Raw genomic sequence first — 12967 nt, forward strand, 5'->3', positions numbered from 1 at the left:
GAAAAGCATATATAAAATATAGAAATAGAAAACAAAAAAAGTCGAGGAGTGTGCCATGGAAGTTGTTGCATATTTGCATAATGCCGATTTGCTCTTAGAAGATGAACAAGGTGTGGCTGTGATTAGTGGAAGCCATTATGTACTGAGTTTAGGCGATCAAGTTTTTTTCCAAGACCTTATCGATGAACAAGCAAAATTATATCAAGTCAAAATTTCTTTTGCTTGTGCTGATCATGTCATGTTGCATGAGGATGAGGTTCAGATGAAATTCGAAGGCTGTCGAACAGAATTTCAAAAATATACAAACAGTACAACAGTCCACTAAGGTGGAATGTACTTAAGCTGCAAAAAAAGGCAACATCAGTTGCCTTTTTTATGTATGAAACAAGCTCAAGTGAATGTAAAAGACTTTTTCAAGTCAGTATTTTACAAAATTATTTTTTTATAATTTTTTGTGCCTGTTCTAAAAAATAGCGTTAAATGCAAAATCGATGCAAATACAGACTCAGCTGCGCAGAAAAGTGATGAGTATTTATTTATAAAATAATGGGCATCACGAATTAATACGCTCTTTGCATTAACTTTTGGCTTGATTTTTAGTAAAATTTGACAGTCCATATTGCCTGTGAAGCTTTTATAAGCAGGAATTCACAGGTAAATTTTTAAAAAGAGGAATAACACCGTGCTAGAAGCTTACCGCCAACACGTTGCAGAACGTGCCGCACTCGGAGTCCCACCGAAGCCACTTGACGATGCTCAAACTGCTGACTTGGTTGAATTATTAAAAAATCCACCAGCAGGCGAAGAAGCATTTTTAGTAGATTTGCTTGAAAACCGTGTTCCAGCAGGTGTTGACCAAGCAGCCTATGTAAAAGCAGCATTCTTAACTGCTGTGGCTAAAGGTGAAACGACTTCTCCATTAGTTTCTAAAGAACGCGCGGTTTACTTACTAGGTACTATGCTTGGTGGTTACAACGTAGCTCCTTTGGTTGAATTGCTTGATGATGCAGCACTTGCTGAATTAGCTGCAGAAGCATTGAAGAAAACACTTCTTGTATTTGATGCATTCCATGATGTTGCTGATAAAGCGAAAGCGGGTAACGTAAATGCGAAAGCAGTGATGCAATCTTGGGCTGATGCTGAGTGGTTCACTAGCCGTAAAGATGTTCCTGAAGAAATCAAACTGACTGTTTTCAAAGTTACTGGCGAAACAAATACTGATGATTTGTCTCCAGCGCAAGATGCTTGGAGCCGTCCAGATATTCCATTACATGCCAATGCAATGTTGAAAAACGTTCGTGATGGTATTAACCCAGAAGTTCCAGGTGAAGTTGGTCCACTCAACCAAATTAAAGAACTTATTGCGAAAGGCAATCAAGTTGCTTATGTTGGTGATGTTGTCGGTACAGGTTCTTCTCGTAAGTCTGCTACAAACTCTGTGCTTTGGTTCTTTGGTGATGAGATTGCTCACATCCCGAACAAAAAAGACGGTGGTTACTGCTTAGGTTCTAAAATTGCACCAATTTTCTTCAACACTATGGAAGATGCTGGTGCATTACCTGTAGAAATTGATGTTGCTAACATGAACATGGGCGATGAAATCGTTCTTAAGATTGATCATGCTGCTGCAAAAGTTACTGCGTTCAAAGCGGGTGATCAAATTGCTGAATCTGAGTTGAAAACGCCAGTTCTTCTAGACGAAGTACGTGCTGGTGGTCGTATCAACTTGATCGTGGGTCGTGGTTTGACTGCGAAAGCACGTGAAGCTCTCGGTCTTGCTCCTTCAACTTTATTCCGTACTCCAGTTCAACCTGAGAATACGGGTAAAGGCTTTACTCAAGCTCAAAAAATGGTTGGTCGCGCTTGTGGTCTTCCTGAAGGTCAAGGTGTTCGTCCAGGTACTTACTGTGAACCTAAGATGACTACTGTTGGTTCTCAAGATACAACAGGTCCGATGACACGTGACGAATTGAAAGACTTGGCTTGCCTAGGTTTCTCTGCTGACCTCGTCATGCAATCTTTCTGTCACACTGCGGCATATCCAAAACCAGTTGACGTTCAAATGCAACACACGCTTCCTGATTTCATCATGAACCGTGGTGGTGTTTCTTTACGCCCAGGTGACGGTATTATTCACTCTTGGTTAAACCGTATGCTTCTTCCAGATACTGTTGGTACTGGTGGTGACTCACATACTCGTTTCCCAATCGGTATTTCTTTCCCTGCAGGTTCTGGTCTAGTCGCTTTCGCTGCTGCAACGGGTGTTATGCCACTTGATATGCCTGAATCAGTGCTTGTTAAGTTCAAAGGTAAAATGCAACCTGGTATCACGCTACGTGACCTTGTACATGCGATTCCTTACTATGCAATCCAAGCTGGTGACTTAACTGTAGAGAAAAAAGGTAAGAAAAACATTTTCTCTGGTCGTATCTTAGAAATCGACTTAACAGAAATGGAAACTGACTTAACTGTAGAACAAGCATTCGAACTTTCTGATGCTTCTGCTGAACGTTCTGCTGCTGGTTGTTCAATCACGCTTTCTGAAGCGAAAGTTGCTGAATACTTGAACTCTAACATCACGATGTTGAAGTGGATGATTTCTCAAGGTTATGGCGATGCACGTACTATGGCGCGCCGTGTTGAGAACATGGAAAAATGGTTAGCGAATCCATCACTTCTTAAAGCTGATGCTGATGCTGAATATACGAAAGTGTATGAAATTGATCTTGCTGACATTAAAGAACCAGTTCTTTGCTGCCCGAACGATCCAGATGACGCTAAACTTCTTTCTGATGTTCAAGGCGTTAAGATTGACGAAGTATTCGTTGGTTCGTGTATGACTAACATTGGTCACTTCCGTGCTGCTGGTAAATTACTTGATAAAGTACCTGGTGGTTCATTGTCTACTCGTTTATGGTTGGCTCCACCAACACGTATGGACGAGCATCAATTGATGGAAGAAGGTTTCTATAACATCTATGGTAAAGCTGGCGCGCGTACTGAAATGCCTGGTTGTTCATTATGTATGGGTAACCAAGCACGTGTAGCTCCAAACACGACTTGTGTATCGACTTCTACACGTAACTTCCCGAACCGTTTAGGTCAAGGCGCAAATGTTTACTTAGCTTCTGCTGAGCTTGCATCTGTTGCTGCGGTGCTTGGTAAATTACCTTCTCCAGAAGAGTATCAACAATATGCTGCTCAAATCGACAGCATGTCTGCTGACATCTATCAATACTTGAACTTCGATAAGATGGGCGAGTATACAGATGCTGCTAAAGACATCGATACGAAGAAAATTGCTGCTGCTCAATTAAGCTAATTTTTTGAAAAATAAATTAAATTGAGTTAAAACTAAGGGCTGATTATTCAGCCCTTAGTTTATATAAGCGCTTATAGATATGATTGACTTAAATAGAATGAGAAGAACAGTTTAGACAATGAGATTAAAAAAATTGCATAAATCTTGTATAAAAAGGTGAAAAATGGCTCTAGTTCACGATTTTGTTGTTTCAAATAAAGAAATATATACATATCAAGATTATATGAATGTAATAAATAAAGTACCTTATGATGTTTCAATTCATGATGATCTTATTCTGTATTTTTATGATTTTTTACAATGGATACCTGCTTATAATCCATCGATGGAAATAAGACATATGGGATTAAATCTTTATGGTGTAACTATTATTGACATTGATGGGGCTCAACAAGCATATGATTTATTTGTACATATCGTGGATATTCTTAAACTCTCAACAGAAACTTTAAAACTAAATGGTGGTTATTCTTATCAACTTGCAGATGATGAAGATCCGTTTAGTGAAAGTAAGGAATGTCGAATTGTCAGAAATAGTTTAAAACAAGAAAAATTAACCTATCAACGAGATGATATTATCGATCAATTTAAAAAAATAGCTGAATGTTTTAAAAAAGTCATTGATTCAAATGGACAATTATATGTTTTACATTTTGGAGTATAAAATTTTTTTAAAATATTAAGTGTAAAATGTACCTTATTATAATTAATCTATAACTATTTGAGATATCAAATATTCTATTTCAAATATGAAATAATCAGTTTCATCGATTCGAATGAAAATCGTTAACTATACTTTTTTATAATATTCATCATCATCTTTTTAAAATTCAAAATAACAATAATCGAATTAATATTTAGTGGGTCAAAATCAGTATTGATAGAGTCAAAAAATGCCAATAGCATAGGGTAGATCTGTTGATCATCTATAAATAAGGTTGCATTTGGATTGAAATATTGAGAATAATAATCAATCTTAATATCTGCATATTCTGGATTTTCAAATTGAGTTAATACAAATTGCTTATTCGTATCACTGATACTATTTGAACAAATGGTAAATAATAATGCTGTACAAAAATAATCAAGCTCTTCTTTATTCACTACTTTTATACTTAAATCAATTAAATAATTTTCAAGTGCTGTTTGAATGATAATAATAACATCGGCTAAATCTGTAGAAATATTTTTAACAATATTTGAATGCTTCATCATTTTTCTAAATTTTAGTGAATGAGTGGGTATTGTATTGCAAAACTCTTGTTTTGTAAAACAATACTTTTGATGCACAATATATTGCATTGCAATACGCTTAGGATACTTTGTTAAGCTAATATCAAGGAATGGATATAGGTCATGCAATACGTTATTTGCGAAAACGGAAGGGCTGGACTCAACAGCAATTAGCCGATTTTTCCAATACTTCAAAAAGTAACATTTCCAATCTTGAGAATGGCAATCAAGGGTACAGTCCTGCAATACTCCAATACCTTGCGGAAGCTTTTAATTGTTCTGTCGCACAACTATTCTTATTGGCTGAAAGTTTAGATGAGCAAGAGAATGTCTCAGAAAATTGGGATAAGATGCCTATCGATGCTTTATTTATACAATTACCCAAAGATATTCAAGATAACTTAAAACAACTGATATATAGTTTGATTCAAAATAAATCCTCGTAATCTATTTTTATAAGTAGATTATTAAATTCAAATTTTATTATTCTAAAATTATAATGATCTGTTTTAAATCAATTTGATTCAGTGAAAATAAATAAAGTTTTTGCTCATCTTTTATAAATTAATCAATTGGGTAAAGCTTAATTTTCTTTAATAACTATTTGCTTAATCAGAAAGTTTTTGAGTAGGCATTAAAAAGCCCCTTATTCAGGGGCTCCTCGTATAACTCACGCTATACTCATATAAGGCTCATCTCATACTGTATATATTAAAGCACAAAATCAGTCATTCAGCCATAAAAAAAGATGAGCCTAAGCTCATCTTTTTAATCAACGCAAATTAATGTGCATTTGCAACAGCAGGAGTTGCTGTGGTCGCATCATTAGCAGCTTTACGCGTAGGTGTATAATTTAAACCCAAAGTAGCGCTGGTATAAGTACGTACTTGATCCAGTAGAGCAGGGTTGCTGTTTAAATCCTGTTGATAAGATTTTACAATCTCATGCAACTTAGGATTCCATTTACCTTTTACTTGCTCAGGGAAAGCTTTTTCCATCAAACTCAACATAATATATGGTGAAGTTGATGCACCTGGAGAAGCACCAAGTAACGCAGTGATTGAACCGTCTTTAGAACTAAAGATTTCAGTACCAAACTGAAGGGTAGCTGGTTTGCCCGGTGCTTTTTTGATGATTTGAACACGTTGACCTGCTTGGCTTAGGTTCCAATCTTCAATTTTTGCATCAGGGTAATACTTTTTCAATTCATTGAACTGATCTTGCTTAGACATCGCGACTTGACTCACCAAGTACTTCACTAAGTCTAGATTTTCAACACCAATGGTTGCCATTGGAATGACATTGTTTTTGTTGGTCGCATCAATCAAATCAAACTGAGAACCATTTTTAAGGAACTTGTTTGAATATGTGGCAAATGGACCAAACAACACATATTTTTTACCATCAACATAACGAGTATCAATGTGTGGAACAGACATTGGCGGTGCACCTAACTCAGGCTTACCATATACTTTTGCAGTATGTTGTGCTGTAACAGCAGGATTATCTGTCATTAAGAAGATACCACCGATCGGGAAGCCAGCATATTGCTTGGTTTCTTCAAGACCTGTCATCTGCAATAATCTGATTGCAGCACCACCCGCACCAATAAATACATGGCGAGTTTTAACATGGCTTGCTTGATTGGTTTTTAAGTTCTTAAACGATACAGTCCAAGTCTTGTCTTCATTTTGACTGATGCCAGTTACTTCAGTTGATGTTTCAAGCTTGAAGTTTGGTTGCTTCTTCAAATGATCAACTAATTGTGTGGTGATTGAACCATAGTTGACATCTGAACCTACATCCATACGTGTCGCTGCAACTTTTTGATTTGCATCACGACCTTGCATGACTAGAGGCGCCCATTGTTTGATTTCATCAGGATTCTCAGTATATTTTAATCCTTCAAACATTGGACTTTGACGCATTGCATCGTAGCGCTTCTTCATGTAGTTCACGCTATCGCCCCAAACAAAGGCAATATGAGGAACAGGATTAATGAAGCTAGATGGTTGACCTAAGACACCATTTTTGACTTGATATGACCAGAATTGCTTACTTACTTCAAATTGTGATGCAGTATCAATGGCTTTTTTAATGTCAACTTTACCGTCTTTTTCAGGGGTATAGTTCATTTCCATAAAGCCTGAGTGTCCAGTACCTGCATTATTAAATCCTGCAGAACTTTCTTGACCCACTTGATCCAATCTTTCATACATTTGGACTGTCCAATCAGGTTCAACTTCATTGAGGTATGTCCCCAATGTCGCACTCATAATACCGCCACCGACAAGTACCACATCAACAACAGGTTCATCAGCTGCTGTAGTCACTTTTTTAGAGCTAATTGGTCTGAATAAAAAGATCAGTCCAATAACAAATACAACTCCGATGACAATCAGTAGGTATTTAAAAAATCTCTTCATATATTTCCTGTTTCATCAAGTTTTAATAATATTGTAATGTAGAAAAGTTACATAAATGTTAGTTTGTGTAATGTTTTTTTGCGTAAACGATTTAAATATATGAAATAATTTGTTTTTAAATTTGTAAAGATGTGAGTAAAAAATAAACAGATTAAATTTTGAATAGTAAATTTGTGTGATATTTATACGAAAAATGCTTAGACTAAAGTATTATTTTTTGTAGGTGTTAGTGTTTTTATTCATTAAAATAGTGTGAAAAATAAGCGAACAAAGAAGAGTTTTTGATCGCTCATTTTTTTAAACTCTTCTTTAAAATTTCGCTATTCAATCAGCATCAGGTCTGCTTTATTTTCTAATTTTAATGGACGTAAAGCAAAAATAGATCGAGTATGACGAATGCCTTTCATTGAGTATAAGTTTTTACGTAAAAAACGTTCGTAATGTTCGGCATTCTTGACCGCGACTTTAACCAAATAATCATAATCTCCTGTCACCAAATGTGCTTCAACCACTTCTGGCATTTGACTGAGCGCATCACTAAATTGTTCTAAAATTTCATCATCATGACGTTCTAAGGTGATTTCGATAAAAAAGAGTTCGTTAATCCCAATTGCCTTGGCATTGATTGTCGCAGTATAGCCTTCAATCACATTTAAAGACTCAAGACGTTTAACACGAGTCCAACATGGAGAAGAGGAAAGTCCAACAAGTTCTGAAAGTTGAGCGATAGTTAAACGCCCATCTTGACGAAGTGCCGATAAAATTTTGCGATCAATTCGGTCTAAGGTGTATTGGCTATCATTCATAAGCTGTACCACAGAAAATATTTTCGAAAAAATAAAGATATTTGAAAAATCATTCCGAAAAAATTAGAGATTTATATAAAATACGGAAAACATTCTATTCAACATAGCGCTAAAATAAACTTATTAAATCAGAGACATTTGGGAGACTGGCTTTGATTTGGCGGATAGTATCTTTAGAGGAAGGGTGCCTTTAACGATACTGTCCGCTGCTTATTTGTCAGCTTAAAAAAGACTTTATAGACTTCTCAAAGATTATATATTTATGTCGCTATATTGAATCTAGTGCGTCAATTCGTGTGATTATATAATAAAAATTTATGAAATAATGAAAATATATTTATGTCTTTAATAAAGCTTTTTTGCTGAGTTCAAGCTGTAAATTTGTAAAGCTCAGGGCATGATGATGTGCAATTCAGCCAATCCGTATTAAAATGAGTCATCTTTAAAATAAAGAACAATTGATGCGCTTCACAGCTTGGTACACCCTCAGAAAATTTGTTTATGACAATCTACACAATGATGATTATGAAACATGGTTTAGTCGTGCGATCAATTTTTCGCTCATTTTTCTGATTATTGGAAATGTGATTGCTGTACTTTTAGAGTCCATTAACGATGTGTATAAAGCGTACCAACTTTATTTTGATACTTTTGAAGATATATCCATAGTGGTTTTCACGGTTGAATATGTTTTACGTTTTTGGAGTATTGCCGAAAAAGAACCTTTTGAATCTGAATGGAAAGCTCGCTGGAATTACGTAACAAGTGGGGCCGCAATTATTGATTTGCTGGCAATCTTGCCTGCATATATCAATTTCTTTGTACATATCGACTTGAGATTCCTGCGGATTTTACGTTTATTGCGTTTGTTAAAACTCACTCGTTATTTTATTTCACTACAAATTCTGTTGCGTGTAATTGAACGTGAAAAAGGCTCTTTTCAAGCCGTCATTTTTATTTTAGTGATCATGATCGTGATGGCGGCAGCAGGCATCTATGTTGTGGAAGGACGAGCACAGCCAGAAGTATTTAGTTCTATTCCTGCCTCAATGTGGTGGGCAGTCGTAACATTAACAACAGTGGGTTATGGTGATGTCACACCTATTACGCCACTGGGACGTTTTTTGGGCGCAATGATCACGATTCTTGGCGTTGGTTTAGCGGCTTTACCAGCAGGTATTTTGGCAAATGGTTTAGCCAATGAACTTGAGTTAAGAAAACAGCAATTAGAATTAAAATTCAGAGATTTATTGCAAAGTTGTGAGATTGATATTATCCATGATGAAGAAAAAATAGACAATATTCGCCGAGAAGTTGGTCTATCTATTGATCAAACCCGTGACATTGTTTTACAACTCATTCGTGAAAGAAAAGAAGAAGAGGCGGAAAGAGAAAAGAATAAATACTGTTTTTGCCCACATTGCGGTCATAAGTTACCAGAGTAATATTGAGTCAAGCTGTTGTAAAATATGATTTATATCGGTAAGATTTTTATACTTGATTCTTATTAATTTTACCAATGATTAAAAAAATTTTATTAGCTGTACTTGCTGTGGTCCATTTTAATAGTTCTGTTTATGCAGATGTAACTGAACAAGATTATAAAAAACTTGGAAAAATGACCATTATTCGTGGTGATACTTATAGTGAAGCATTAGCTATTAAAGAAGAAATAATGTTGTTGCTTGCGAAAAAAGACTTTAAAGCGCTTGATCGTCTTATTTCCAAAGAATTAAAGTCGGAAGCAATTTTTTTAAATGGTAAGAATAGACATACCATATATTTAGAGAAACTTGCTGAAATAACAGAAAGATATAGAACACGGGATGAGTCAGTTTGGGAACAACAACAGCAACTTGCTGATGAGTGGTTAAAGGCAACGCCTAAATCACCTTTACCATATCTGTTTCAAGCCTATCTATTGGGTGCGAAATCATGGGTCTATAGAGGTGGAAATTATATCCATGAAGTCTCTCAAGATGACCTTGAAATTTTTATAAAATTACAAATGCAACGAATCTCTTTTTTACAAGAACATAAAGACATTGCCTCCAAAGATCCTTTTTATTATGTTGCTTTATTAAAATCATACCAAAATTTTGATGCAGCCAAAGAGGCTTATGCAACATATAAAGAAGGTATTGCAAAATTTCCTTCATATCGTCCGATTTATAATACCTATATCGCGATTAATGATCAGAAATGGCTCGGCGGCTATCCTGGAATGATTAATGAGGTGATCGGTGACATCAAGCGTTTAAATTCTGGTCCAAATCAGGATATGTATTATTATCTGATCGTTTTTACGGCTATTGATCGAGGAAACCCATTTGACCTAGAGCGTAACAGCATTGACTGGGATCGAGTTGAACGTGGTTCAATACTTGCCTTAGAACGTTATCCTTCATTTAGCCGAATCACTCAGGTTGCTGGGCTAATGTGCTCTTTTAAGGGCAATCGAGCGCGTATAAACCGCTTATACAGTGCATTTGGAATTGAACAAATACCTGAATCCTTAAAGAATACAATGGTGAACAGCTGTCCTGAGTAATAGGATTCAAGCTTATTCATTGACGATATGACGCTTCAACCTCTGGAGCTGTAGAAGTAAAATCAAATAATGGTATGTAGTAAACATAAAATAGTTTGATAGACACTTAACAACCTTACATTGCACTATTTCAACCAGAAACATAAAGCGACCAACATAACGAAATACAATGCAAATTTTTGATTCAAAGATTGTTTTTAACTTGTTTTATTGAATTGATAAGTGTCGACTTTGAGGGACTTTTTTATAACATGATCAGAGACAGTTCATATTGAAGTTCATTGCGGCGATATCTATCGTTGTGCTTTTAGTATGAATGTTTGTAAAACTGCACTTTGGGAAAAAGACAATTCATAGTATTTGAATATCGCTTATTTTTGTTTAACATATTTTACTCTTATATAGAGATGCGTTTGTACGAGTGGAAATAAGAAAATTTATATATATTTCAATTTTAAAACTGATGTTATTGAGCAATGTTGTATATTCAGCTGATCTTGAAATCAATGTGACAGAGATACAACAGAAAGCGGCATTGAACCAAAAACAAGCACTTTTTGATTTGGGATATTTAACGCAGACTGGTCAAGGTGTTGAACAGGACCTACCAAAGGCAATAGAACTATATAAAAAGGCTTCAGCCTTGGGTCATCGTTCGGCGAATCATAATTTAGGTTTAATTTATTTTTATGGAAAAGGTGTCAAACAAGATTATCTTGAGAGGTGGATCAGGAAATTTGAACAACACTTATAAGTGATATTTTGCTCCCCAAATGATGTTATAAACATCAATATATGGAGTATTTTATGACACGTAGACCAAGAAGAAATCATTCAAATGACTTTAAAGCTAAGGTAGCACTTGCTGCGATTAAAGCAGAAAAAACACTTGCTGAATTGAGTGCTGAATTTGATGTTCATCAAAACCAAATTATTGACTGGAAAAATCAACTGATTTCAGCTTCCTCGCAAGCTTTCGATCAATCAAAAGCTCCAACAGAACCACCCATCGATCTAAAAAAACTACATGCAAAAATCGGTGAGCAGGCATTAGAAATTGATTTTTTAGAAGGTGTGTTGAAGAAACTGGGTCGCTTCAACCACAAAAGTTAATCGATGACTCACTTCAGATTTCAGTATCTAAGCAAGCTAAGCTGCTGAAAGTCTCCCGTGGTTGTTATTACTATCGCCCAAAACCTGTGAGTGAATCAGATCTGAAGCTGATGCGCTGTATGGATGAGTTACATATGCAATACCCTTTTGCAGGTAGCCGTATGATGCGTGATTTATTGAATCGTCAAGGACATCATATAGGACGACGTCATACACGTACTTTAATGAAGAAAATGGGCATTAATGCGTTATATCGTAAACCAAATCTAAGTCAGGCCAATCAAGCTCACCGTAAATATCCATATCTGCTCAAAGGATTGGCTATTCAGCGCAGTAATCAAGTGTGGTCTACGGATATAACGTATATCCCTATGGCAAAAGGCTTTGTTTATTTATGTGCTGTGATTGATTGGCATAGCCGCAAGGTACTTGCGCATAGAGTATCGATTAGTATGGAGGTTACATTTTGCATAGAAACATTAAATGAAGCTATTGAAAAATATGGCCGACCTGAAGTCTTTAATACAGACCAAGGCAGTCAGTTTACCAGTGATGCATTTATTGATGTATTGAAATCAAATGGCATTCAAATCAGTATGGATGGTAAAGGTCGATGGGTTGATAATGTGATGGTTGAACGATTATGGCGGAGCGTTAAATATGAAGAGGTGTATCTCAAAGCCTACAGCAATGTTTTGGATGCGAAGAAGCAATTAAACGCATATTTTGAATTTTATAATTTGAAACGACCTCATTCGAGTCTGGACAAAATGACTCCAGATGAGTTTTACTATGACCAGCTACCACAACAAAATAAGGTAGCTTAACTAGAGCAGAGTATCACTTATAAATAAGCTTTTAGTTGTTCAAACAAGTGGGACCACCTCTCTTGAATCCGCAAAATGGTTCAAAATTGCTGCCGAAAGAGATGTTACTGACGCTCAAAGAAATCTACTCAAGTTGTATTATCGTCATCTTATTCCGCGCGATGAAAAATATATCGAGCAGTTACTCAAGCAACTTGCCAATAAGGGAAATGATGAAGATATTTATGCATTAGCGCAATATTATTATTTCGAACGAGAAGATATTGCTTCTGCAGAACCTTATTATTTAATACTCGCAGAAAAAGGAAATACAAAGGTTTTCAATCGGCTGGGTTCTATTTACTTCAAAGGTGATGGTGATAAGCGCAATTATGCAGAAGCTTATAAATGGTTTAAAAAAAGTGCAGAGAATGGTGATAGAGATGGACAATATTTAACTGGCATGATGCTTATGGGGAATTTCGGAATTTCCGAAGATAAACAGACAGCAATTTACTGGCTTAAAGCGGCAGCAAAGCAAGGTCAAACTAAAGCCTCAGAATATCTCGATTTAATGTACAAGCAATAGCTCAATGCTTTGGATGATAAGGTATCCTCTTGCTCAATCATTTTGTTCATTATTCTTTATTCTTTGAATATTTAAAACTTATTTCATCTTAAAAGAAATTTGACGGTTTATCCTGAATGAT

At 35.8% G+C, this 12967-nt stretch carries 12 protein-coding genes; 9 read left to right on the plus strand and 3 right to left on the minus strand.

The features are described from left to right. The first annotated feature begins 55 nt into the window (after positions 1–55). The 3 genes from I9192_RS09795 (at position 56) to I9192_RS09805 (ending at position 3986) form a co-directional block, all read left to right on the plus strand. Positions 56–325: a hypothetical protein gene (locus tag I9192_RS09795; protein WP_004831040.1), complete on the plus strand. Its 270-nt coding sequence runs from the start codon at positions 56–58 to the stop codon at positions 323–325. A gap of 357 nt (positions 326–682) precedes the next feature. Then, positions 683–3322 carry a bifunctional aconitate hydratase 2/2-methylisocitrate dehydratase gene (locus tag I9192_RS09800; protein ID WP_005029322.1) on the plus strand — a complete coding sequence of 880 codons (2640 nt, stop codon included), beginning with the start codon at positions 683–685 and terminating at the stop codon, positions 3320–3322. A gap of 163 nt (positions 3323–3485) precedes the next feature. Then, positions 3486–3986, plus strand: coding sequence for a hypothetical protein (locus tag I9192_RS09805; RefSeq protein WP_004831038.1), 501 nt, complete (start codon positions 3486–3488; stop codon positions 3984–3986). 122 nt (positions 3987–4108) lie between these two features. On the opposite strand, the gene I9192_RS09810 is transcribed toward I9192_RS09805, so the two are convergent. After that, positions 4109–4624, minus strand: coding sequence for a hypothetical protein (locus I9192_RS09810; protein WP_227567271.1), 516 nt, complete (start codon positions 4622–4624; stop codon positions 4109–4111). Between the two features lie 41 nt (positions 4625–4665). On the opposite strand from I9192_RS09810, the gene I9192_RS09815 reads away from it, so the two are divergent. Continuing rightward, entirely contained in the window at positions 4666–5001 is a 336-nt protein-coding gene (locus I9192_RS09815; RefSeq protein ID WP_004831035.1) for a helix-turn-helix domain-containing protein, read from the plus strand. 336 nt (positions 5002–5337) lie between these two features. On the opposite strand, the gene mqo is transcribed toward I9192_RS09815, so the two are convergent. Both mqo and I9192_RS09825 read right to left on the minus strand, forming a co-directional pair. Next, on the minus strand, positions 5338–6981 hold the full coding sequence (gene mqo, locus I9192_RS09820; protein WP_005029317.1) for a malate dehydrogenase (quinone): 1644 nt from the start codon (positions 6979–6981) through the stop codon (positions 5338–5340). Positions 6982–7301: 320 nt separating this feature from the next. After that, positions 7302–7787, minus strand: a complete 486-nt coding sequence (locus tag I9192_RS09825; RefSeq protein ID WP_004831033.1) for an Lrp/AsnC family transcriptional regulator — start codon at positions 7785–7787, stop codon at positions 7302–7304. Positions 7788–8248: 461 nt separating this feature from the next. On the opposite strand from I9192_RS09825, the gene I9192_RS09830 reads away from it, so the two are divergent. The 5 genes from I9192_RS09830 (at position 8249) to I9192_RS09850 (ending at position 12846) form a co-directional block, all read left to right on the plus strand. Next, entirely contained in the window at positions 8249–9232 is a 984-nt protein-coding gene (locus I9192_RS09830; RefSeq protein WP_005029315.1) for an ion transporter, read from the plus strand. A 74-nt stretch (positions 9233–9306) separates the two neighbouring features. Then, complete coding sequence (locus I9192_RS09835) at positions 9307–10338, plus strand: hypothetical protein (protein ID WP_200150359.1); 1032 nt, start codon at positions 9307–9309, stop codon at positions 10336–10338. 508 nt (positions 10339–10846) lie between these two features. Next, positions 10847–11092: a tetratricopeptide repeat protein gene (locus I9192_RS09840; RefSeq protein ID WP_228289339.1), complete on the plus strand. Its 246-nt coding sequence runs from the start codon at positions 10847–10849 to the stop codon at positions 11090–11092. 53 nt (positions 11093–11145) lie between these two features. Next, positions 11146–12278 (plus strand): IS3 family transposase gene (locus I9192_RS09845; RefSeq protein ID WP_223672967.1). Its coding sequence is split into 2 segments (ribosomal slippage): positions 11146–11398 and positions 11398–12278, totalling 1134 coding nucleotides; the frame shifts between segments, so codons are not numbered across the junction. 133 nt (positions 12279–12411) lie between these two features. Then, entirely contained in the window at positions 12412–12846 is a 435-nt protein-coding gene (locus tag I9192_RS09850; RefSeq protein WP_227567304.1) for a tetratricopeptide repeat protein, read from the plus strand. Positions 12847–12967 lie beyond the last annotated feature (121 nt).

This window comes from Acinetobacter bereziniae (genome assembly GCF_016576965.1).
GTDB lineage: Bacteria > Pseudomonadota > Gammaproteobacteria > Pseudomonadales > Moraxellaceae > Acinetobacter > Acinetobacter bereziniae.